The following is a 21,608-nucleotide window of genomic DNA, read 5'->3' as shown; positions in this document are numbered from 1 at the left end:
TCCCATGCGGGGCCTCCGGTCCCGCACCGTGTGCGCGGTCCGTTCGCGGGCCGCGCACACCCGTGTCCGCGAGAGCCGCGTCGCTCACAGCGCCGTGCGTTCGCGGGTTGCTAGCATGACTGGTCGATCGGGCGTGCAGGTCGCGCGCGACGACCTCGTAAGGAGTTCACGTGGCAAACGTGCTGGAGAAGGTCCTCCGCATCGGCGAAGGACGAACCCTCCGCCGGCTGAAGGCGTACGCCTCGGCCATCAACGACCTCGAGGACGACTTCTCGAGCCTCACCGACGAGGAACTCCACGACGAGACCAAGGAGCTGCGCGAGCGGTACGCCAACGGCGAGACCCTCGACGACCTCCTGCCCGAGGCGTTCGCCGCCGTGCGTGAAGCCGCGAAGCGGACCCTGGGCATGCGGCACTTCGACGTGCAGCTCATGGGTGGCGCGGCCCTGCACCTCGGCAACATCGCCGAGATGAAGACCGGTGAGGGCAAGACCCTCGTCGCGACGACCGCCGCCTACCTCAACGCCATCCCGTCGCGCGGCGTGCACGTCATCACGGTCAACGACTACCTGGCGTCGTACCAGTCCGAGATCATGGGCCGCGTCTTCCGCGCGCTCGGCATGACCACCGGCTGCATCATCGCGAACCAGAGCCCGGCCGAGCGTCGCGAGCAGTACGCCGCCGACATCACGTACGGCACGAACAACGAGTTCGGCTTCGACTACCTGCGCGACAACATGGCGTGGCAGGCCTCGGACATGGTGCAGCGCGGCCACTTCTTCGCCGTCGTGGACGAGGTCGACTCGATCCTCATCGACGAGGCCCGCACGCCGCTCATCATCTCCGGTCCGTCCTCGGGCGAGGCCAACCGCTGGTTCACCGAGTTCGCCTCGATCGCCAAGCGCCTCACCCCGGGCGAGGACTACGAGGTCGACGAGAAGAAGCGCACCGTCGGTGTCCTCGAGCCCGGCATCGAGAAGGTCGAGGACTACCTCGGCATCGAGAACCTGTACGAGTCGGCGAACACCCCGCTCATCTCGTTCCTGAACAACTCCATCAAGGCCGTCGCCCTGTTCAAGAAGGACAAGGACTACGTCGTGATGAACGGCGAGGTGCTCATCGTCGACGAGCACACCGGCCGCATCCTGATGGGCCGCCGCTACAACGAGGGCATCCACCAGGCGATCGAGGCGAAGGAAGGTGTCGAGGTCAAGGCCGAGAACCAGACCCTCGCCACCGTCACGCTGCAGAACTACTTCCGCCTCTACCAGAAGCTCTCCGGCATGACCGGTACCGCCGAGACCGAGGCGGCCGAGTTCATGTCGACCTACAAGCTCGGCGTCGTCCCCATCCCGACGAACAAGCCGATGCAGCGCATCGACCAGACGGACCTCGTCTACAAGAACGAGAAGGCGAAGTTCGAGCAGGTCGCCGAGGACATCGCGGAGCGCCACGAGAAGGGCCAGCCCGTCCTCGTCGGCACCACGAGCGTCGAGAAGTCCGAGTACCTGTCGAAGCTCCTCGCCAAGCAGGGTGTCAAGCACGAGGTCCTCAACGCGAAGAACCACGCCCGTGAAGCCGCGATCGTCGCCCAGGCCGGCCGCTTCGGCGCCGTGACCGTCGCGACGAACATGGCCGGTCGTGGTACCGACATCATGCTCGGCGGCAACGCGGAGTTCCTCGCCGTGCAGGAGATGCACGCCAAGGGCCTGTCGCCGACCGAGACCCCGGACGAGTACGAGGCCGAGTGGGACGACGTGTTCGCCCGCGTCAAGGCCGAGGTCGAGGAAGAGGGCGACAAGGTCCGCGCCGTCGGCGGCCTGTACGTGCTCGGCACCGAGCGCCACGAGTCGCGCCGCATCGACAACCAGCTGCGTGGTCGTTCCGGCCGTCAGGGTGACCCGGGCGAGAGCCGCTTCTACCTGTCGCTGACCGACGACCTGATGCGCCTGTTCAACTCCGGTGCCGCCGAGAGCCTGATGGGCCGCTCGAACGTGCCGGACGACCTGGCGATCGAGAACAAGCTCGTCGGCCGTGCGATCCGGTCCGCCCAGGCGCAGGTCGAGGGCCGCAACGCCGAGATCCGCAAGAACGTCCTGAAGTACGACGACGTCCTGAACCGCCAGCGCGAGGCGATCTACAGCGACCGCCGCCACATCCTCGAGGGCGACGACCTGCACGACCGTGCGCAGTCGTTCCTCAAGGCCGTCATCGACGACGTGATCGACAGCCACACCGGCGAAGGCTCCCCGGACGACTGGGACCTCGACGCCATGTGGACCGAGCTCGGCACGCTCTACCCGATCTCGATCTCCATCGACGAGGTCATCACCGAGGCCGGCTCGAAGGGCAAGGCGTCGCGTGACTTCCTGGCCCGCGAGATCCTCTCGGACGCCAAGCTGGCCTACCAGCAGCGTGAGGAGCTCCTCGGCGACGAGGCGATGCGTGAGCTCGAGCGTCGCGTGGTGCTCTCGGTGATCGACCGCCGCTGGCGCGACCACCTGTACGAGATGGACTACCTGAAGGACGGCATCGGCCTCCGCGCGATGGCGCAGCGCGACCCGCTGGTCGAGTACCAGCGCGAGGGCTACGCCCTGTTCCAGACGATGATGGGACAGATTCGCGAAGAGTCCGTCGGCTACCTCTTCAACCTCGAGGTCCAGGTGCAGTCCGACGGCGAGAACGCGGTGATCGAGGCCAAGGGTCTCGGCGAGGACGAGGTCTCCGGCCTCGAGTACTCGGCACCGTCGATCGACGGTGAGGTCGAGGTCCGTGACGAGAAGGGGCGCCTCGAGCAGGCCGCGACCGCTCGTGCGCAGCGCGCCCAGGCCGAGGCCGAAGCGGCCGCCGAGCCGGAGCAGGGCTCCGCGTTCGGCAACGCGGCCACGGCCTCCGGTCAGGCCGCGGCGAGCAACCGCGCCGAGCGTCGCCAGGCGGCCAAGAAGAACTAGCGTCCACACAGGACCGACAGGAGGCACGGTGCCGCTGGCACCGTGCCTCCTGTCCGTCCGCCACCCGGCTACAGGACCCCGATCGCGGTCGCCTGCCAGCGCCCGTGTCGCTCTTCGAGCCGCATGGCGACCGCTCGCGCGTGGCTGCGCGTGTGCACGACCACCGTCGCCTCGGCGACGCCCGCCGCGGGGCGGCAGACCAGGACGCTGCCGACCCGGAGCACCGGGCGCCCGCGTGCCCGCCGACCTGAGCCCCGGGCGTGCGCTGCCACCGCGGCCCGCTGCTGCAGGTGCCGCTGCACGTCGTCGCTGATCCACCGGGCGATGCTGTCGACCTCCCGCGCGCCGGTGAGCACCTCGGCGACGCAGAGCCCGAGCGCTCGTGCGGTCGTCGCCGGGTCCGGGGGACCGGTGGCCGCGGCAGGCTCCGGCAGCGGTTCGACGATCCGCAGTGGCGGTGGGTACGCCGTCGTCGTCTGGTGATCGATGCGGCGTGCCTGCTCTGCCACCCCTGCCCCTTCCGTCGTTGGAGCGAGCGTAGGGGGCGTGCGACATACGAAATACGAACCGGTCTGCCCTGTGGAGAGGGCGACGTTCTCCACAAGGCGGCGGACCTAGACTGGCGGGGTGTCGACCCTCAGTGACCTCGTCCTCGCGCAAGGCCGTTCCTCGGAAGCAGACGTGGAGTGGCTCCACCTGCTCGTGGGGGACTGGCAGCTCCTCGCCGACCTGTCGTTCGCCGACATGGTGCTCTGGGTCCCGACTGCCGAGGACGGCTCGTTCGTGGCCGTCGCGCACGCCCGGCCGAGCTCCGCGGCGACGCTGTTCTACCGCGACATCGTCGGGCAGGAGATCCGCGAGGAGTGGCGCGGCCAGGTGACCGAGAGCTTCGCAGGGTCCCGGGTCGTCGACTCGGCCGAGCCGGACTGGTACGAGGACACCCCGACCCGCGTCCGCGCGATCCCGGTGCTCCGCCGCCTGAGCCCGAAGAGCGCCGAGACCACCGAGCGGCCGATCGCCGTCGTCACCCGGCACTCCAACCAGGACGAGATGCGGACCCCGAGCCGCCAGGAGCTCAACTTCACCGCGAGCGCGAACGACCTGTTCGGCATGATCGCCACCGGTGACTTCCCCGACCTCGGTGCACCGGCGGGCCCGCGTCGTGGTGCGCCCCGCGCCAGCGACGGCCTGCTGCGCCTCGACACCGCCGGCATCGTCACGTTCGCGAGCCCGAACGGCCTGAGCGCGTTCAACCGCATGGGCTTCGAGGGGGAACTCGAGCGGAAGTCCCTCGCCGAGGTCACCACCGAACTCATCGGCGCCCAGCTCGACGTGGACGAGTCCCTGCCACTCGTCGTCACCGGTCGTGCACCGTGGCGGGCGGACATCGAGTCGAAGGGCGTCACGGTGTCGCTCCGCTCGATCCCGCTCCGCGACCACGGTGAGCGCATCGGTGCCATCGTGCTCTGCCGCGACGTGTCCGAGCTGCGGCACCAGGAGCGCGAGCTCATCACCAAGGACGCCACGATCCGCGAGATCCACCACCGCGTGAAGAACAACCTGCAGACGGTGGCGTCCCTGCTGCGGATCCAGGCGCGTCGCACGCACTCGGACGAAGCGCGGACCTCGCTGCAGAACGCGATGCGCCGCGTCGCCGCCATCGCCGTCGTGCACGACACCCTGTCGAGCGGCCTCAGCCAGACGGTGGACTTCGACGAGGTGTTCGACTCGGTGCTCAAGCTCGTCACCGAGGTCGCCGCGTCGCACAACACCACCGTGCACCCGAAGAAGACCGGCGAGTTCGGGGTGCTGCCGTCCGAGGCCGCGACGCCGCTCGCCCTCGGCCTCACCGAGCTCGTGACAAACGCCGTCGAGCACGGGCTGGACGGCCGTGACGGCGAGGTCGAGATCGTCGCCCGCCGCTTCGACGACCACCTGGAGATCGAGGTCCGCGACAACGGTGTGGGGCTCCCCGAGGGCAAGGTCGGCTCGGGCCTCGGCACGCAGATCGTCCGCACGCTCATCCAGGGCGAGCTCGGCGGCACCATCGACTGGCACACCCTGACGGGCAGCGGCACCGAGGTGACGATCACCATCCCGTTCCGCTGGTTGACCGCCCCCGCCTGACGCCGCTCGGCGGTTCGAGTCCGCAAAACACCGGTGTTCGCCGGTCGAACACCCGCATTCCGGTGTTCGATGCGTGAACACCGGTGTTTTGCAGAACCCGCCCCGCGCGCACGACGACGCCCGCCGCCCCCGAGGGGACGACGGGCGTCGTGGTGTCAGACGACCGGGGTCAGGACGCGCGGCGAGCGCGGGCGGCGCGGCGCTTCAGCGCACGACGCTCGTCCTCGCTGAGACCACCCCAGACACCCGAGTCCTGGTTGTTCTCGAGTGCGTACTGCAGGCACATCTCGGTGACCGTGCAACGCGCACAGACCGACTTGGCCTTCTCGATCTGGTCGACGGCGGGCCCGGTGTTCCCGACGGGGAAGAAGAGCTCGGGGTCTGCGGTGAGGCAGGCAGCCTTGTCACGCCAGTCCATGTGTGGTGCTCCTTGATGTCGATGCTCGAACGGCAGGCCGGGGCCGTGGTTCGGGGGATCGGAACGCTGACCATGCATGCGGCATGGAGGGGACAACTGTGGGGAGGAGTCCGCAGGAAGCGTGTCTGACGCCCGCGAGACGCTCGGGGGAGGAGCGATGAACCACGGGAGACGCACACCACATCGTGCCGTCCAAACGACCTCCAATATCGTTCCATACTGGTAGGGCCAAATCAAGGGTTCCGATGCTGGAGGATCACTGTGCACGACGACACCCCGAACGACACCGATCCCTCCGCACCCGTCGCGCGCCGGTCGCCGGCGATGCTGGGGTTGCTCGCCGTGGTCGGCCTCGAGTTCCTCGCGCTGGTGGTCGTGACCGTCGTCCTGGTGGTCGAACTGCTCGTCGCCCCGGCCACGAGCATCGCCTCCGGCATCGCCCTCACGATCCTCGTCGCCATCGCCGCGCTCTGGCTCGGTGCGCTGCTGAACGGCCTGTGGCAGGGCCGGGCATGGGTGCGCTCCGGGATCATCGTCTGGCAGGTGCTGCAGGGCGCCATCGCCATCGGGGCGTTCCAGGGCGTCTTCCGGGTCGCCGCGGTCGGCTGGTTGCTGCTCGTCCCGGCCCTGCTCGGCATCACGCTGGTGCTGTCGCGGTCGGTGACGGCCGCGCTCGCGCGTCCGGCCGAGTAGACGGTCTGGTCCGCCACACGCTGGAGGCCCGGTGCCGGTTCTCGGAACCGGCACCGGGCCTCCGGTGCGTGGCCGGTCCTCAGACCAGGCCGAGCTTCTTCCGCAGGTTCGCCACGTGACCGGTCGCCTTGACGTTGTAGAGCGGCAGCTGCACGGTGCCGTCCTCGTCGACCACGATCGTGGACCGGATCGTGCCGGTGACGATCTTGCCGTAGTTGTTCTTCTCGCCCCAGGCCGCGTAGGCCTTGTGCACGGCGAGGTCGGGGTCGCTCAGCAGCGGGAAGGTCAGCGCCTGCTCGTGCTGGAACGTCTTGAGCTTCGCCTGCTCGTCCTTCGAGACGCCGAGGACCTCGTAGCCGGCGGCCTGCAGCGACGACATGTTGTCGCGGAAGTCGCAGGCCTCGGTGGTGCAGCCCGGGGTGGACGCCGCCGGGTAGAAGTACACGATGACCTTCTTGCCGCGGAGGGCAGCGAGCGAGTGCTCCACACCGTCCTGGTCGGGCAGTGTGAAGTCGGGGGCGGTGTCGCCGGGGACGAGACGGTCGGTCATGGTGCTCCTGTTCGCGTCGTGCGCCCACGAGTGGTCGTGGGCGCGCGAAACCCATGCTATTGTTGATTCCCGTTGCGGCACGGAAGCCGGAACATGCACCTCTAGCTCAATTGGCAGAGCAACTGACTCTTAATCAGTGGGTTCTCGGTTCAAGTCCGAGGGGGTGCACCGCAGGACGAACGCCCCGGCTCATCGAGTCGGGGCGTTCGTGCGTTCCGGGCAGGTTTCCACGCCGAAGCGGAGACACGCCCGAGGTGTGCAGGAACCGCGGATTCAGTCGGCGGGGACGTCGACGATCCGCTCCTCGCCGATGACGGGTTCGAGCGAACCGGCCGACGCGGCGGCGAGGTCGGCCGTCAGGGCGCCGAGCGACTCGTGGGGGACCCACACCTCGAAGGTCGCCGCCTGCCCGTACTCGGTCGGGCCGAGCGTCGCGTGGTGGTGCCGGACCCAGTCGCGCAGCACGTTGTCGAGCCGCCCGGCGTCGGCGTGGTCGACGTCGAAGCGCACCTGCGTCAGGGCCTCGCGGCGGACGAGGACCGCCGTGTCGAGCGCCTCGGACACCGAGGTCGAGTAGGCCCGGACCAGTCCGCCGGCACCGAGCTTCACCCCGCCGAAGTACCGTGTGACGACCGCGACGACGTCGGTCAGGCCACGGCGTCGCAGGACCTCGAGCATCGGGACGCCCGCGGTGCCGGAGGGTTCCCCGTCGTCCGAGGAACGGGCCTGGTCCCCGAGCACGCCGGTGACCATCGCCGTGCAGTTGTGCCGGGCGTCCCAGTACCGCCGGCGGACCTCGGCGATCACGCGGTCGGCGTCCTCGACGCCGGAGACCGGCGCGACGGTGGTGATGAAGCGCGACTTCGTGATGACGATCTCGTGCTCGACCGGTGCCGCGACGGTGGCGGGGAAGCGGCGGGGCATGCCCACGAGGGTAGCGGCGCGCGTGGCGGGCGCCCGCGCTAGCATGGCGTCCACGCGCCGGACCCACACCTCGCGCGGACACGGCTGGGGAGGAGTCCGACATGGACACGGGTGATCTGAAGGGCGGGGCGCTCGACGCCGCCGAGCTCGCGCGCCGCCTCAACCTGCTCCTCGACTTCGAGGAGTCCCAGCGTGGCGCCCCGGTGCCGTTCTCCTCGATCGAGGAGTACGTCGCGGCCCACGGTGGGTCACTGTCGCGGGCGAAGTGGACCTACATGCTCTCCGGCGACGGCCGCCGCAACCGCGACACCGAACTCCTGCGTCTGCTGGCCGGGTACTTCGAGGTCGACGAACGCTTCCTGCTCGAGGACAGCGAGGTGCCGGAGCGGATCGGTGCCCAGCTCGCCCTCGTCCGGTCCCTGCGCTCCGCCCGCGTCAGCGGATTCGCGGCCCGGACCTTCCCCGGTGAACTCTCACCCGACGCGCTGCGGCGCATCGCCGAGGTGCTCGAGGAGGAATCGCAGCGGGGGAGCGTCGCATGACCGACGCCCTCGTCGAGGCGTTCTGGGCTCGTGGAGCCGCCGAGGGGTGGTCGGACGTCGACCAGGCCGTCGCCGCCGCCGCTGACGTCGTCGGCAAGCCGATCGTGGTGCGCGAGGAGTCGTTCCTGGCCGCCGAGCCCGTCTGCGGCTTCGTGGCCACGCTCGAGCACGCGCACCTCGTGATGATCTCACCGACGGCCTCGCCGACGTTCCGGTCGTTCGTCATCGGCCACGAGCTCGGGCACGTCCTGCACCGGCACCAGGAGCACGCCCCGCAGAGCGCGTACATCCGTGACGTCATCCCCGACCTGCCCGAGTACAAGGTCGAGCGTGCGCTGGCCCGTGGCATGTTCTCGAACACGTACGAGCACGAGGCCGAGGTCTTCGCCGACCGCCTGGCCACCGTGATCCGCCAGCACCGCGGCCGCCCGAGCGCCTTCCGAGGGGTCTTCGGGTGATCATCGCCGTCGTCCAGGCGGTGCTGCTCATCGTCGGGACGATCGTGCTGTTGGTCCTGCAACGTGGGCAGGACCGAACGCTGGCGTTCACGTTCCTGCTCTTCGCCGCCACCATCGTGACGAACGTCGACCCGCTGTACCGGTGGCTCGACCCGCTGCTCGGTGGGTACAACGTCGTGACCGTCATCAGCGACTGCCTCATGGTGGCCGGCACGAGCACGCTGCTGTGGGGCGTGGCGAAGGCGGTCGGCGCGGCGCGACCCTGGCTCCGGAACGCGGTCGTGGTGTCCTTCGCCGTGGTCGTCGTGGTGGTCGTCGTCGCGTTCACCGTGCTCGACAAGCCCGAGACCACGACGACCTTCATGCTCGACGCCGGCTCCCACCCGGCGGCCACCGTCTACTCGATCGCGCAGACCGTCTACCTCGGCGTCGCGCTCGGCGCGACGGGGTTCATCTGCGTGCTCCGGCTCCGCGAAGCCCGGACGACCACCGACCTGGTGGGCCTGTGGGTCCTGGTCCTCGGTGGGGTGCTCGGGGTCGTCCGCATGGTCGTGGTCGTCGTGATGGACGTCGCCCACGTCGCCGGTGACCTGGACGTCACGCACGCGCTCTCGCTGCCGTACGACGTCACCACGCCGGGAGCCGTGCTGTGCGTGGCGTCCGGCATGCTGCTGCTCGTCGTCGGCCACCGGATCTCCCGCCGACGCCGGGCCCGCCGCGTGGACGATGCGCTGCGCCGGCTGGCGCCGCTGCACGGACGGGTCGGGGTGGACAACGCCTACCCGCCGACCGAGGACCCCGCGACCCGGCTCAGCCGCCGCATCGTCGAGATCAACGACGGCGTCCGGGGTGCGCGGGCGTCACTGTCCGATGCCGAGCGTGCCGCCCTCGCCGACGCCGAGGCGGCCCTCGAGACGGCGTAGTCCCTCGACGCTGCCGGACAGGCCGTGTACAGTCTGTAGCAGGTGCTACAGATCCTGTGGCCTGCCGGGTCGGGACTCGGCCGCGTTGGGGGCGGCCGAGCACCACCCGCCCGGCATCGCCGGACCAGCACCACCCGCCCGGTGGTCAGTAGGATCGTCCCGTGCTCGTCTTCGCCGCAGTCGTCCTGTTCATCGGCGCCGTCTTCAACGTCGTCACCTGGCCGCGCTTCTTCCAGCGCGTCGCGAAGGACTCCCGTGCCCGCGACGCCGCCGGCAAGCCGACGACGTTCTACACGGTGCACCTCGTGCTCCTGCTCATCGCGCTCGCGATCGCGGTCGCGTCCGTGATCGCAGGGATCCTGCTGCTGGTCTGAGCCGGCCGCTTCAGCCCTGCTTCAGCGGGGCACGGCAGGATCGACCCCATGCGTGTGCTGGTGGTCGACGACGAGGTCCGGCTCGCCGACGGGGTGCGCCGCGGCCTCGAGGCCGAGGGGTGGGCGGTCGACGTCGCGAACGACGGCGTGGACGGTCTGTGGCACGCGCGTGAGTTCCGCTACGACGCGATCGTGCTCGACCTGATGATGCCCGGCCTGAGCGGCTGGGCCGTGTGCGCGCAGCTCCGCGCCGACGGCGACTGGACCCCCGTGCTCATGCTGACCGCCAAGGACGGCGAGTGGGACCAGGTCGAGGCGCTCGACGCGGGGGCCGACGACTACGTCACCAAGCCGTTCTCGCACCCGGTGCTCGTCGCACGGCTCCGGGCGCTCGTCCGACGAGGTGCCCGCGAGCGCCCCACTGTGCTGACCCTCGGCGACCTGGTGGTCGACCCCGCGGCGCGCACCGTGGCCCGGGGCGAGACCCCCGTCGAGTTGACCAGCCGCGAGTTCGCCGTGCTCGAGTACCTCGCACGGCACCCGGGGCAGGTCCGGTCGAAGCGCGACGTCATCGAGAACGTCTGGGACGTCGACTTCGAGGGCGACCCGAACATCGTCGAGGTGTACGTCGGGCACCTCCGCCGGAAGCTCGACCGGCCGTTCGGGCGTGCCGCGATCGAGACGGTCCGTGGCGCCGGGTACCGCTTGGCGGCCGACGGTGGCTGAGCGGCCGGACAACCCCCGTGCGAGCGGGGCCGCACGAAGCAGGCCACGGCGCCCCCGGTCGGTCCGGGCTCGAACCACCCTCGGCGCCGGGGTCGTCGTCCTCGCGGCCCTGGTCATCGGCGCCGTCGCGTTCGTCGTCGTGCTGCGGCTCGTGCTGCTCGACGGTGTGCGCACCTCGGCCGAGGCCGGTCTCGAGCAGGTGTCCTCCCGGGTCGAGGCGGACGGTGCGGCCGCGGTGACGGGCTACGAGGACGTCCTGGTGCAGGTGATCGGCGACGGCGGGGCGGTCCTGGCGCACGGCGAGGACGCCGACGGCGGTGCCCTGCCCACCGCCGACGAGTCCCGGTGGACCCACGACGGCGAACGCTGGTTGCTCGTGGCGGACGACGTGGACCTGCCCGGCGGCGGTGAGGCGACGCTCGTCTACGGTGCCACGCTCGACCAGGCCGACACCGCGGTCCGCACCGCCGTCGTGCTCCTCGCCGTCGGGGTACCCGTGCTGGTGCTCGTGCTCGTCGCGGTCACCTGGGCCGTCACCGGGCGCTCGCTGCGGCCCGTGGAGCGGATGCGCACCGAGGTGGAGACGATCCGAGCGGCCCGTCCCGACGCCCGGGTCGAGGTGCCGGACACCGGCGACGAGGTCGCCCGGCTCGCGAGCACCATGAACGCCATGCTCGACCGTCTCGAACGGTCCGCCGAGAGCCAGCGGCGCTTCGTGTCCGACGCCTCCCACGAACTCCGGTCGCCGATCGCGTCGATCCGGCAGCACGCCGAGGTCGCCGTCGCGCACCCGGAGCGGACCGAGGCGGCCGACCTCGCCGACGTCGTCCGGTCCGAGGCGGTGCGCCTGCAGGACCTGGTCACCGGGCTGCTCGAGCTCTCCCGCCTCGACGAGGGCGGGATCCGCACGCGGCGCCCCGTCGACCTCGACGACCTGGCGTTGGACGCGGTGGCCCGCGCGCGAGCACGTTCGACGGCCGGTGACGCACCCGCGCGGGACGGCGACGCCCCGGCGGTCCGGGTGGACGGTTCGGCGATCTCGGCAGCGCGGGTCCTCGGCGACGAGCGCGTGCTGGCGGGGGTGGTCCGGAACCTCGTCGACAACGCCGTCCGGCACGCGAGCGCACGCGTCGCCGTGTCGCTCACCGAGCACGACGGGTCCGCGGTGCTCACGGTGGACGACGACGGCACCGGCGTCCCCGAGGACGAGCGTGAGCGCGTCTTCGAGCGGTTCGTCCGTCTCGACGAGGCCCGCAGCCGGGACGCCGGTGGAGCGGGGCTCGGCCTCGCCATCGTCCGCGACGCCGTGCGGGCGCACGGCGGCGACACGACCGTGGTCACGTCCCCGCTCGGCGGCGCGCGGTTCGTCGTCCGCATCGCACTCGGCGGCTGAACAGGCGGCTTCAGGGCTGCTTCAGCACCCCGAAGCGATGCTCGTCCACATGAACTTCCGCACCCAGCACCAGAAGCCCTCCGCCCGCCGCATCGCCGCGTTCGCCGCCCTGCCGATCGTCGCGGCGCTCGCACTCACCGGTTGCGCCAGCGACGACTCCGACGACGACACCGGCTCGGCCGGCTCCGGCTCGGTCGGCTCGTCGGCGACGGACTCGTCGGGCTCCGGTTCGTCGTCGGCCGGTGCGTCCGGCGCCGCGTCCACCGGCTCGAACACGGCCCTGCTCGCAGCGGTCGCCACCGCACGCGGCGAGGTCGGCTCGGGCACCGTCATCTCGGTCGAGCAGGAGCAGGGCGCCTCCACCTACGAGGTCCTGGTCGTGACGAAGGACGGCAACGAGCACGAGGTGCACACGAACGCCGACGGCGCCTCGGTCGCCGGCAACCCGCAGACCGAGGCCGCCGACGCGGACGACAAGGCCGAGCACGAGCGCTTCGTCGCCGCCGCCGACCTGAGCGTCAAGCAGGCCGTCGACGCCTTCCAGGACCTGCACGCGGGGACCGTGACCGAACTCGGACTCGACGACCACGTCGGCACGGTCGTCTGGGAGGGCGACGTGCTCGACTCGTCCGGCACCAAGCACAGCGTGCGCATCGACGCCGGCTCCGGTGACGTCGTCACCGACCGCGTCGACACCGACGACTGACCCGGGCACCCGGGCACCCGGGCACCCAGCGACCCGGGCAGCCGGGCACCCGGCACCCGGGAGGTCGGCACCGGCGTCCTCAGGACTCCAGCGGCGGGCCGAGCACCTTCCGGATCGCGAGCGCAGCGAGCTGCTCGTCCGGGGTGTCGAGCAGCACCCGGTAGGTGTCCTGCCCGGCGAGGAACTCGACGCAGACGGCGTCCTCGTCGCACGGCCCGAGGCGCCACCCCTGCACCGCGTCCATCGGCACCGTCGTCCGCGTCTCGCGCTGGTAGTCGGTCTCGGCCTCGAGACGATCCGCGAACACCCGGAGGCGTCCGTAGGCACCTCGCCAGCTGAGCTGCAGGTCGAGGGTGGGAGAAGGAGAGCGGTCCGGCACCCGCTGATGGTAGCGACGGGTGCCGGACCGCTCGTGTTCGGCGCTGGGGGCCTTGCGTTCCGGGGACAAGCGGAGCGCTAGCTCCCGTCGTCGTCGCGTCGCACCGAGGCGGCGGGGTTGCGGACACCGATCGGGTAGGGACCCGTGACGCCCTCGCGCAGGGCGGCGATGCGCAGGATGCGGTCACGCTGCAGGAACCAGCCGACGACGAGCAGCGGGATGATGATGACGAGCGACGCGATCGTGTACGTGCCGACGGGGTAGTCGATCGCCATCAGGACGATGACCGAGGCGAGGAACGCCAGGGTGAGCCAGGCGGTGACCGGCGCCCCGGGGAGTTTGAACGAGGGTTCCTTCGCGAGCCCCTGCTTGGCCCACTGGCGCAGCCGCATCTGGCACAGGATGATCGTGCCCCACGCGGTGATGATGCCGAGGCTGGCGATGTTCAGCGCGATCTCGAACGCCTGGCTCGGCACGAAGTAGTTCAACACGACGCCCGCGACGGTGAACGCCGCGGTGAGCAGGATGCCGGCGTAGGGGACGCCGCCCTTCGACATCTTCGTGGTCCACTTCGGCGCCGAACCGTTCATCCCCATCGAGTGGAGCGCACGTCCGGTGGAGTACAGGCCGGCGTTCAGGGATGACAGAGCAGCGGTGAGCACGACGAAGTTCATGATGCCGCCGACGATCGCGCCGACGTGCGGGTTGCCGAGCGACGAGAAGAACGTCACGAAGGGGCTCTCGCCCTCCTTGTAGGCCGTGTACGGCAGCAGCAGGGAGAGCAGGACGATCGACCCGACGTAGAAGACCGCGATGCGGAAGACGACCGAGTTGATCGCGCGCGGGATGACCTTCTCGGCGTTCTGCGTCTCACCCGATGCCGTGCCGACGAGTTCGATCGCGGCGTAGGCGAAGACGACCCCCTGGATCACGATGACCGCGGGGAGCAGCCCGTTCGGGAACAGTCCGCCGTTGTCGCCCCAGATCGAGAAGCCGGTCCGGACGGCCTCGCCGCCGGCCTCGACCGGGAACGCGAAGACGAGCCAGATGATCGCGACGACGAGGAACGCCACGAGCGCGGCGACCTTGATCAGGGCGAACCAGAACTCGAGCTCGCCGAACACCTTCACGGCGACCATGTTCGCCGCGAGGACGACGACCAGGGCGATCAGCGCCAGCAGCCACTGCGGTGCGGCGGTGAAGGCCGACCAGTACTGCAGGTAGATCGCGACCGCGGTGGTGTCGACGATCGAGGTCATCGCCCAGTTCAGGAAGTACATCCAGCCCGCGGCGTACGCGAACTTCTCGCCGTAGAACTCACGGGCGTACGAGATGAACGACCCCGAGGACGGGCGGTGCAGCACCAGCTCGCCCAGGGCCCGCAGGATGAAGAAGGCGAAGATCCCGGCGACCAGGTAGGTCAGCGCGAGCGCGGGGCCCGCGGTGTGCAGGCGTCCACCGGCACCGAGGAAGAGGCCGGTGCCGATCGCGCCGCCGATCGCGATCATCTGCAGTTGCCGGGGCTTCAGACCGTGCTGGTAGCCCTCCTGCTCGTGCGAGAAGTCGTTCGCCGGCGCTCGGTTGCCACCCGTGTCGTTCTGCGCTGTCATGCGAGAGAACCTACATGCGCACCGGACCGGGCCGTCACGCAAACCCCGGTTCGGGCGAACCGCAGCTGCTGAACGTCCACACAGCCGACGGTGGCCCGATCCTGAACGACGACCGTCGTCCGTTGCTTGCATGGAGGGATGGACATCCTCCTCCGACTCCTCGTCGCGATCGGGTTCGCCCTGCTCGTCACCGCCGTCGTCGCCCTCGTCCTGCACCTGGTCCTCCGGGCGATCGCGCGCCGGGAACGCTGGGCCGGCGTGCTCTCGCGACGGACGAAGCACCCGTTCCGCACCGTGCTGCTGGTGGTCCTGCTCTGGATCGCCTTCACGTCGAGCATCCCGCGGAACGCCGACGCCTACCCGTGGCGCGACGAGGTCGCGCACGCCTTCCTCATCGTCACGATCGCGACCGGGTGCTGGCTCGCGTGCCAGGTCGCGATCTTCCTCGAGGACCTCGGGCTGCACCGCTTCCGCATCGACGTGCCCGACAACCGGCAGGCGCGTCGCATCCGCACCCAGGTGCTCATCATCCGGCGGCTCACCGTCGCCGTGCTCGTCATCATCGCGGTCGGCGCGATCCTGCTGACCTTCGACGGGGTCGAGGCGGCCGGCGCGAGCGTGCTCGCCAGCGCCGGCCTCATCTCAGTGGTCGCGGGCCTCGCCGCGCAGTCCACGCTCGGCAACGTGTTCGCCGGCATGCAGCTGGCGTTCTCCGGGTCGATCCGGGTGGACGACGTCGTCGTGGTCGAGCAGCAGTGGGGCCGGATCGAGGAGATCACCCTGACCTACGTCGTGGTCCACCTGTGGGACGACCGTCGGTTCGTGCTGCCGTCGACGTACTTCACGAGCACGCCGTTCGAGAACTGGACGCGGACCGGCAGCGAACTGCTCGGCGCCGTGGAGTTCGACCTCGACTGGCGGGTGAGCCCGGCCGACATGCGCGCGGAGCTCGACCGGATCCTCGACACCTCGACGATCTGGGACCGCCGGGTGAAGGTGCTCCAGGTCACGGACGCCGTCGGGGGACTCGTCCGGGTCCGCATCCTCGTGACCGCACCCGACGCCGGTGGCCTGTTCGACCTCCGCTGCTACGTCCGCGAGGAGATGGTCGAGTGGATCCAACGCACCCACCCGGACGCCCTGCCGGTCCAGCGGGTACAGCTCACCGAGCCGAGCGCGACGGCGCCGCGGCGACGCGGACGCCCGGCAGAGGGGGATTCGCAGCTGTTCGGCGACGACGAGCGCGGTGCGCTCTTCACCGGACCGATCCAGACCTCCGGCATCCCGGAGTCCGAGCGCTGACCCGCTGACCGGATCGGCGTGCCCTGCACGGCCAGGACGACGAACGGGAGGCACGGTGCCAGCTGGCACCGTGCCTCCCGGTCTCGAGGTCGGTCGTGTCTGCGACCGCCTGCCGCGTCTGGTCCTACTGGCGCGCCTTGACCGCGCGGTCGTCCTCGACGACCGTGCCGATCGCCACGATCGTCGTGGCGAGCCACGCGACCCAGGTCAGCGCGAGCCGCCAGTCACGCGGTCCCTGGCGGGTGGTCTGCAGCACGCTGTAGCCGCTGATGAGCGAACTCCACACCGCACCGTTGAACATGAACTTGCGCACAGAGGCCTCCTGTCGTCGTGCTGACAACGCTACCGGCCCGTACATTGGAGCGCCGCCGGTCACCCTGCCGCGGTGTCCGACGGAGGAGTGTTCGTGCGTCAAGCGGTCATCGGAGCGGCCCTGCTCGTGGTCGGCGCGGTCTGCGTCGTGTTCGGGCTGCTGCCCCTCGACGACCTCGCCGTCCTCGCCGACCGGGTCCTGCCGGTCCTCGGGTTCGTGCTCGGACTGACCATCGTCGCCGAGCTGGCCGCGGACGCCGGGGTGTTCGACCGCCTCGCCGACGTCGCCGCCCGGGTCGGTGGCGGACGCACCATCGGGCTCTGGGGTGCGGTCGTCGTGCTCGCCGTGCTCTGCACCGTCTTCCTGTCGATCGACACCACCGCGGTGCTCCTCACCCCCATCGTCATCTCGCTCGCACGGCGTGTGGGACTGCCCCCGATGCCGTTCGCCCTGACCACGGTCTGGCTCGCGAACACCGCCTCGCTGCTGCTGCCGGTGTCGAACCTGACGAACCTGCTCGCCGTCGACCGGATGGGGCTCGGCGGCCCGCTGCCGTTCGCCGGACTGATGGCCTGGCCCGCGGTCGCCGGGGTGGTCGTGCCGTGCGTCGTCCTGCTCGTGGTGTTCCGGGGCAAGCTGTTCGGCCGCTACTCGCCGGTGTCCGTCCGCACGCCGAGCGACCCCGTGTTCTTCTGGGCCGCCTCCGCCGTGCTCGTCGCGCTCGTCGTCGCCCTGACGGCCGGGGTGACCGTGTGGATCGCTGCGGTCCTGGCCGCCGTGGTGCTCGTCGTGGTCGCGGCGTTCCGTTCCCCGTCCGAGCTCCGGGTGTCCCGCGTGCCGTGGTCGACCCTGTTGTTCGCCGCCGGGCTCTTCGTGGTGGTCGAGGCGCTGCACACGACGGGCATCACCGACCCGATCGTGCACGCGCTGCAGGGCGGCACCGGGACCGGCCCGCTGCTGCTGCTCGGCGGTGCGGGCGCAGTCGCGGCGAACGGCATCGACAACCTGCCGGCGTACCTGGTTCTCGAACCGGCCGCCGGGCACGAGGCAGTGCGGTACGCGGCGCTGCTCATCGGCGTGAACGCCGGCTGTCTCATCACGCCGTGGGCGTCGCTCGCGACGCTCCTGTGGCACGCACGGCTGTCGGCCGAGGGCGTGCACCTGTCGTGGGGCCGGTACATGGCGCTCGGGTGCGTCGTCGCGCCGCTCACCGTCGTCGCCGGGGTCCTGGCACTCGCGCTCTGACGTCGGCGGGGCCTCGGACCGTTCGGGTGCCGGAGCCGTCCGTGGTCAGAGCCAGTCGCGGGTCTTGAAGACGCGGTAGAGCACGAGCGACGACGCGGTGATGATCGCGAGCGACGCCCAGAGCCCGCTCCAGGCACCCTCGCCCGGGAACTCGACGTTCTGCCCGAAGAAACTCGTCACCCCCGTCGGGATCGCGATGATCGCCGCCCAGCTCGTGACCTTCTTCATGACGGTGTTCTGCCGGTTCGACGCCAGGTTCAGGGTCGTGTCGAGCACGCTCGACACCGTGTCGCGGAGCTGCTCGACCGAGTCGGCGATCGAGACCAGGTGGTCCTCGACGTCGCGGAAGTACGGCCGGATGCCGTTCGAGATCGTCTCCGCGTCACCGTGCAGCAACGAGGCGACGCTGTCCCGCGTCGGGACGACCAGCCGCCGGAGCACCCCGAGGGTCTTGCGGAGCCGGAACGACCGCCGCTGGATCTGCTGCTCGCGGGGGTCGCCCGGCTCGAACAGGTCGTCCTCGAGCGCGTCGATCTGCCGCTCCAGGTCCTCGACGGTGTCGGTGGCCCGATCGACGACGGCGTCGAGCAGCGCCCAGACGAGCCAGGGCACGCCGTGTTCGGCGATGTCGGAGTTCGCGGTGAGCCGGTGTTCCATCGGGGTGGTGTCGACGTCGGACCCGTGGATCGTGACGAGCGCTCGTTCGGTGACGAAGGCCTTGACCTCGTGCGTGATCAGGTCGCCCTCGTCGTCCGTGCCGCCCACGTCGTAGACGACCAGGAACAGACTGTCCCGGTACCGGTCGAGCTTCGGCCGCTGTCCGTGCTCGACGGCGTCCTCGACCGCGAGCGCGTGGATGCCGAGCTCCTCCTCGATCTGCTCGAGGTCGGCCGACGTCGGGTCGGTGTAGTCGATCCAGACGAAGGTGTCCGGATCGGCGACGAGGTCGGAGATCCGGTCGACGGGGAAGTCCCGCTCGACCGTGTCGCCCTTGCACCACGCCCGTGTCCTGACCATGCTCGTCAGCCTACTGAGACGGCCGACCCGGGAGATCCCGGGTCGGCCGTCGTGGTGCTGCGGAGCCGCTGAGCCGGCTCCTGCTCAGCCGGCTCCTGCTCAGTAGGCGGAGACGAGCTTGCCGTCCTCCACCTTCAGGTACTGGTTCACATCGAACGAGTCCTCGCCGCGCTTCTTGTCGCCGAGGTACGAGGTGTAGCTGTACGAGACGCTCCCGTCCTTCGTGCTCGTCACCATCACGGTGCCGGCGCGGGACGCCTCGACCTCCAGCTCGGGCATCGACGTGACGTCGTACTGCACGCCGCCGTCGGCGTCGTAGGGCCCGTACCAGGGGCAACCGCTCAGGGCCCGGAGCTCGGTCTTCTCGGCGCAGTCGTCGATCAGGTCGGTCACGTACTGCTCGGCGTCCTGCTCGAGTGCCTTGGTCGCCTTCGGTGCGAAGTCGACGTAGCCGGACGTGGCCGCGCCCACGGAGACCTTCTCGGTGCCGCCGGTGAAGTACTTCGTCCCGCCGACCGAGACCTGGTAGGTGCCGGGGTAGGCGAGGGACGTGAACTTGCCCTCGCTGATCTTCCCGATCTCCTTGCCGCCGACGGTCACGGGTGCACCCTCGAGCACGTCGGAGGCCGTCAGGGTGACCTGCTGGGCGAGCGGCTGCGTGACACGCCACTCGTCCTTCACCAGGAACGAGGTGCCCGTGCGCCGCAACGACACCTGGCCGGAGCGGTTCTTGCCGTCCTGCGTGTAGCTCAGGGTGGCGATCGCGGTGTCACCGGTCCGGGCGACCCGGCCGACGCGGATGTCCGACGGGCGGTCCTTCGCGCTCCCGAGCACCTTCGAGTCGAGCATCGCGGCGTCGTCGGGGACCTCGCTCAGGTCGGCGGCGGTGTCGGCGTCACCGCTGGCGATGGCCTGCACGTAGGACTTGACGGTCGGGGCCGGACCCCACACGTTGGCGCGGAGGACGCTCGTCGTGACCGCGCCGGCGATGACGACGACGATCACGGCGCCGCCGGCGATGAGCGAACGGACCAGGATCTTCTTGGACCGCGGGGACATCGGTGCCGGAGCTGGGGCACCACCGCCGATGAACGGCTGCGACCCGTAGGCGGGTTGTGCGCCGTACGGGGGCTGCGTGCCGTAGGGCGGCTGCGACCCGTACGACGGCTGCGCACCGGAGATCGACTGCACGCCGTCCGCGGGCTCCTGGCCGGGCCCGGCCGGCGGGTACGGTGCCTGCTGGCCGGCGGCCGGGGGAGTGTTCCACGCGGCGGCGGCCGGAGCGTCGGCGGCGACCGGCGCGCTCGGCGCGGCGGGAGCATCGGGAGCGGCCGGGTCGACCGAAGCGGTGGGCGCCACGGGGGCACCCGGACCGGCGACGGGCCCGGCCGGGAACGCCTGCGGCACGACGGGGCGGGGGTCCGCACCGACCAGACGCGACGTCCGGAGCACCACGGCACCACCGAGGCGGGGCAGGAGCACCGGAGCGAGGTACCGGGCGACGACCTCGATCGCGCCGCCCCACAGGGCGAAGACGATCGGCGTCCACGGCGCGACGCCGATCGACCCCGATGCGTCCACGGAGTTCGTGCTGCTCACCTGGTACGAGGCGACGCCGGTGCCGAGGACGAAGAAGAGCAGACCGAGTGCGAACCACACCAGCGGCGTGACGACCCAGTCGAGGGTGGTGCGGATCCGGTCGTTGCGGCGGACGGCGAGTGCGAGCCCGGCCACGACCGAGGTGACGACGACGAACAGCACGACCAACCAGGTCCAGCCGCCGGCCCCGCCGAACACCGAGGCGGTGTCGCTGGCGGACCCGAAGCCGGAGGTCCCCACACCACCGAAGAACCCGAGCGCGGTCAGCCCGACCGCGACGTTGCCGAGCAGCAGCGGCAACGCGGAGCCGAAGGACGGCTGGGCGATGACGGCGACGACGAGGACGACGAGGGCGACCAGCACGACGAGGACCGTGAGCTGCGACGCGGCGACACGCAGTGTGCCGAGCAGTCGGGCGGCGAAGACGTTGCCACCAGCGAGGACGGAGGGCCGGGCGAGGAGCGCGGCCAGGGCACCGATGACGAACGCGCCGAGGATGCTCCCGACACCGACGGCGTGCACCGGCTCGATGACCGCGCCGGACACCGACGGGAACCGGATCGCGAACAGGGCGGCCGCGACGTTCGTGAGCACGGTGGTCAGGAGGCCGGAGACCACCGCGGTGACGAGCACCTGCGTGCGACCGAGGCCACGCGTGCGGATCCGGCGGGTGAGCACGACGGCCACGACGACCTGCGCGGCGAGCACCAGCGCGGGCACCACGGCGAGCGAGCCCGAACCGGAACCGAGGAACCCGATGGACCCGGACAGGTGCAGACGGCCGAGGTCGGCGAGGGCCACGAGCTGCGCCGGCGCACCGAGCAGGACGCTCACGCCGGAGAGCAGTGACTCCACGTCGGGGGCCGAGCCCGCGCCGAGGTCGGTGCCGGACCCGGTGGACGGAGCTGCCGAACCGCTGCCGCCGGACGCGAGCAGGCCCACGGTGATGAGCAGTGAGAGTCCCGCGACGACGTACGCCGCGACCCAACCGCCGACGGCGGCGAGCACGGCCGCCAGCCAGTCGCGACCGGACACGGAGCGCAGGAAGCGGCCGAACGCATCGGACGGCTGTGCGGCGGGGGCGGGCTGACCCGACCACTGCTGCGGGCCTCCAGGCTGCTGCTGCCAGGCGGGCTGGCCGGTCCCGGCGGGCTGGCCGGGAGCGTACTGGCCGGGACCGGGCTGGCCGGAACCGGGCTGGCCGGGACCAGGCTGCGACGGCGGGACGGGCTGGTTGGGCGGTTTCTCGCTCACGGCTGGGGGTCCTCTCCGACCGGGAGGCCGGCGCCGCACTCCAGCACCCGTGTCCCCCCGACACGTGCCTGCAGCGTAGCGGAACCGCCGATCCGCCGTGAATA

21 protein-coding genes and 1 tRNA gene are annotated in these 21,608 nt (G+C 70.8%); 13 read left to right on the top strand and 9 right to left on the bottom strand.

Going from position 1 to position 21,608, the window contains the following annotated elements:
• Positions 1 to 170: 170 nt before the first annotated feature.
• Positions 171 to 2,951: a preprotein translocase subunit SecA gene (gene secA / locus FFG40_RS14205; protein WP_138803718.1), complete on the top strand. Its 2,781-nt coding sequence runs from the start codon at positions 171 to 173 to the stop codon at positions 2,949 to 2,951.
• A gap of 68 nt (positions 2,952 to 3,019) precedes the next feature.
• Here secA and FFG40_RS14200 read toward each other — a convergent pair whose 3' ends face one another.
• The gene (locus FFG40_RS14200; RefSeq protein ID WP_138803717.1) at positions 3,020 to 3,460 is read right to left on the bottom strand and encodes an Rv3235 family protein; all 441 of its coding nucleotides are present in this window, start codon (positions 3,458 to 3,460) and stop codon (positions 3,020 to 3,022) included.
• A 118-nt stretch (positions 3,461 to 3,578) separates the two neighbouring features.
• On the opposite strand from FFG40_RS14200, the gene FFG40_RS14195 reads away from it, so the two are divergent.
• Entirely contained in the window at positions 3,579 to 5,078 is a 1,500-nt protein-coding gene (locus FFG40_RS14195; protein WP_138803716.1) for a sensor histidine kinase, read from the top strand.
• Positions 5,079 to 5,247: 169 nt separating this feature from the next.
• On the opposite strand, the gene FFG40_RS14190 is transcribed toward FFG40_RS14195, so the two are convergent.
• Positions 5,248 to 5,496, bottom strand: coding sequence for a WhiB family transcriptional regulator (locus FFG40_RS14190; RefSeq protein WP_017888820.1), 249 nt, complete (start codon positions 5,494 to 5,496; stop codon positions 5,248 to 5,250).
• Between the two features lie 261 nt (positions 5,497 to 5,757).
• Here FFG40_RS14190 and FFG40_RS14185 point away from each other — a divergent pair, with 261 nt between their 5' ends.
• Positions 5,758 to 6,189, top strand: a complete 432-nt coding sequence (locus tag FFG40_RS14185) for a hypothetical protein (RefSeq protein ID WP_138803715.1) — start codon at positions 5,758 to 5,760, stop codon at positions 6,187 to 6,189.
• 79 nt (positions 6,190 to 6,268) lie between these two features.
• Here the strand turns inward: FFG40_RS14185 and bcp are convergent, their stop codons facing one another.
• On the bottom strand, positions 6,269 to 6,739 hold the full coding sequence (gene bcp, locus FFG40_RS14180) for a thioredoxin-dependent thiol peroxidase (RefSeq protein WP_138803714.1): 471 nt from the start codon (positions 6,737 to 6,739) through the stop codon (positions 6,269 to 6,271).
• Positions 6,740 to 6,834: 95 nt separating this feature from the next.
• Between bcp and FFG40_RS14175 the strand changes: the two genes are divergently transcribed.
• Positions 6,835 to 6,907 (top strand) — tRNA-Lys (locus FFG40_RS14175).
• A 105-nt stretch (positions 6,908 to 7,012) separates the two neighbouring features.
• Here FFG40_RS14175 and FFG40_RS14170 read toward each other — a convergent pair.
• Complete coding sequence (locus tag FFG40_RS14170; protein ID WP_302468277.1) at positions 7,013 to 7,663, bottom strand: YigZ family protein; 651 nt, start codon at positions 7,661 to 7,663, stop codon at positions 7,013 to 7,015.
• Between the two features lie 101 nt (positions 7,664 to 7,764).
• Between FFG40_RS14170 and FFG40_RS14165 the strand changes: the two genes are divergently transcribed.
• The 7 genes from FFG40_RS14165 to FFG40_RS14135 all read left to right on the top strand — a co-directional run bounded on the left by FFG40_RS14165 (position 7,765) and on the right by FFG40_RS14135 (position 12,785).
• Entirely contained in the window at positions 7,765 to 8,205 is a 441-nt protein-coding gene (locus FFG40_RS14165) for a hypothetical protein (RefSeq protein WP_051596928.1), read from the top strand.
• On the top strand, positions 8,202 to 8,663 hold the full coding sequence (locus tag FFG40_RS14160; RefSeq protein WP_027466515.1) for an ImmA/IrrE family metallo-endopeptidase: 462 nt from the start codon (positions 8,202 to 8,204) through the stop codon (positions 8,661 to 8,663). The genes FFG40_RS14165 and FFG40_RS14160 overlap by 4 nt, the downstream gene beginning before the upstream one ends.
• The gene (locus FFG40_RS14155; protein ID WP_138803712.1) at positions 8,660 to 9,586 is read left to right on the top strand and encodes a hypothetical protein; all 927 of its coding nucleotides are present in this window, start codon (positions 8,660 to 8,662) and stop codon (positions 9,584 to 9,586) included. The genes FFG40_RS14160 and FFG40_RS14155 overlap by 4 nt, the downstream gene beginning before the upstream one ends.
• 161 nt (positions 9,587 to 9,747) lie before the next feature.
• A complete protein-coding gene (locus FFG40_RS14150; RefSeq protein WP_027466517.1) occupies positions 9,748 to 9,960 on the top strand; it encodes an SCO4848 family membrane protein in 213 nt (70 codons plus the stop codon).
• Between the two features lie 48 nt (positions 9,961 to 10,008).
• Positions 10,009 to 10,686 carry a response regulator transcription factor gene (locus FFG40_RS14145; RefSeq protein WP_110865386.1) on the top strand — a complete coding sequence of 226 codons (678 nt, stop codon included), beginning with the start codon at positions 10,009 to 10,011 and terminating at the stop codon, positions 10,684 to 10,686.
• The gene (locus FFG40_RS14140; protein ID WP_138803711.1) at positions 10,679 to 12,079 is read left to right on the top strand and encodes a cell wall metabolism sensor histidine kinase WalK; all 1,401 of its coding nucleotides are present in this window, start codon (positions 10,679 to 10,681) and stop codon (positions 12,077 to 12,079) included. Before FFG40_RS14145 ends, FFG40_RS14140 begins: the two co-directional genes overlap by 8 nt.
• 49 nt (positions 12,080 to 12,128) lie before the next feature.
• Positions 12,129 to 12,785, top strand: coding sequence for a PepSY domain-containing protein (locus tag FFG40_RS14135; protein WP_185974192.1), 657 nt, complete (start codon positions 12,129 to 12,131; stop codon positions 12,783 to 12,785).
• 79 nt (positions 12,786 to 12,864) lie between these two features.
• Here the strand turns inward: FFG40_RS14135 and FFG40_RS14130 are convergent, their stop codons facing one another.
• Positions 12,865 to 13,164, bottom strand: coding sequence for a hypothetical protein (locus FFG40_RS14130; RefSeq protein WP_138803709.1), 300 nt, complete (start codon positions 13,162 to 13,164; stop codon positions 12,865 to 12,867).
• Between the two features lie 77 nt (positions 13,165 to 13,241).
• The gene (locus FFG40_RS14125; RefSeq protein ID WP_138803708.1) at positions 13,242 to 14,774 is read right to left on the bottom strand and encodes an amino acid permease; all 1,533 of its coding nucleotides are present in this window, start codon (positions 14,772 to 14,774) and stop codon (positions 13,242 to 13,244) included.
• Between the two features lie 138 nt (positions 14,775 to 14,912).
• Between FFG40_RS14125 and FFG40_RS14120 the strand changes: the two genes are divergently transcribed.
• On the top strand, positions 14,913 to 16,076 hold the full coding sequence (locus tag FFG40_RS14120) for a mechanosensitive ion channel family protein (protein ID WP_035808876.1): 1,164 nt from the start codon (positions 14,913 to 14,915) through the stop codon (positions 16,074 to 16,076).
• A 124-nt stretch (positions 16,077 to 16,200) separates the two neighbouring features.
• On the opposite strand, the gene FFG40_RS14115 is transcribed toward FFG40_RS14120, so the two are convergent.
• Positions 16,201 to 16,389 carry a hypothetical protein gene (locus FFG40_RS14115; protein WP_027466522.1) on the bottom strand — a complete coding sequence of 63 codons (189 nt, stop codon included), beginning with the start codon at positions 16,387 to 16,389 and terminating at the stop codon, positions 16,201 to 16,203.
• Positions 16,390 to 16,482: 93 nt separating this feature from the next.
• Here FFG40_RS14115 and FFG40_RS14110 point away from each other — a divergent pair, with 93 nt between their 5' ends.
• Positions 16,483 to 17,634, top strand: a complete 1,152-nt coding sequence (locus FFG40_RS14110) for an SLC13 family permease (protein WP_111056266.1) — start codon at positions 16,483 to 16,485, stop codon at positions 17,632 to 17,634.
• Between the two features lie 45 nt (positions 17,635 to 17,679).
• Here FFG40_RS14110 and FFG40_RS14105 read toward each other — a convergent pair whose 3' ends face one another.
• On the bottom strand, positions 17,680 to 18,651 hold the full coding sequence (locus FFG40_RS14105; RefSeq protein ID WP_138803707.1) for a magnesium transporter CorA family protein: 972 nt from the start codon (positions 18,649 to 18,651) through the stop codon (positions 17,680 to 17,682).
• 99 nt (positions 18,652 to 18,750) lie between these two features.
• Complete coding sequence (locus tag FFG40_RS14100; protein ID WP_138803706.1) at positions 18,751 to 21,504, bottom strand: hypothetical protein; 2,754 nt, start codon at positions 21,502 to 21,504, stop codon at positions 18,751 to 18,753.
• Between the last annotated feature and the right edge of the window lie 104 nt (positions 21,505 to 21,608).

Source organism: Curtobacterium sp. KBS0715, from assembly GCF_005938005.2.
Classification (GTDB): domain Bacteria; phylum Actinomycetota; class Actinomycetes; order Actinomycetales; family Microbacteriaceae; genus Curtobacterium; species Curtobacterium flaccumfaciens.
This window is presented reverse-complemented; position numbering and strand designations above follow the sequence as displayed.

Bases quoted from the DNA above. Each gene is read 5' to 3' on its own strand.
- FFG40_RS14145 (WP_110865386.1), top strand. From the start codon at position 10,009: ATGCGTGTGCTGGTGGTCGACGACGAGGTCCGGCTCGCCGACGGGGTG.
- FFG40_RS14190 (WP_017888820.1), bottom strand. From the start codon at position 5,496: ATGGACTGGCGTGACAAGGCTGCCTGCCTCACCGCAGACCCCGAGCTC.
- bcp (WP_138803714.1), bottom strand. From the start codon at position 6,739: ATGACCGACCGTCTCGTCCCCGGCGACACCGCCCCCGACTTCACACTG.
- FFG40_RS14170 (WP_302468277.1), bottom strand. From the start codon at position 7,663: ATGCCCCGCCGCTTCCCCGCCACCGTCGCGGCACCGGTCGAGCACGAG.
- FFG40_RS14160 (WP_027466515.1), top strand. From the start codon at position 8,202: ATGACCGACGCCCTCGTCGAGGCGTTCTGGGCTCGTGGAGCCGCCGAG.
- FFG40_RS14165 (WP_051596928.1), top strand. From the start codon at position 7,765: ATGGACACGGGTGATCTGAAGGGCGGGGCGCTCGACGCCGCCGAGCTC.
- FFG40_RS14135 (WP_185974192.1), top strand. From the start codon at position 12,129: ATGAACTTCCGCACCCAGCACCAGAAGCCCTCCGCCCGCCGCATCGCC.
- FFG40_RS14105 (WP_138803707.1), bottom strand. From the start codon at position 18,651: ATGGTCAGGACACGGGCGTGGTGCAAGGGCGACACGGTCGAGCGGGAC.
- FFG40_RS14125 (WP_138803708.1), bottom strand. From the start codon at position 14,774: ATGACAGCGCAGAACGACACGGGTGGCAACCGAGCGCCGGCGAACGAC.
- FFG40_RS14120 (WP_035808876.1), top strand. From the start codon at position 14,913: ATGGACATCCTCCTCCGACTCCTCGTCGCGATCGGGTTCGCCCTGCTC.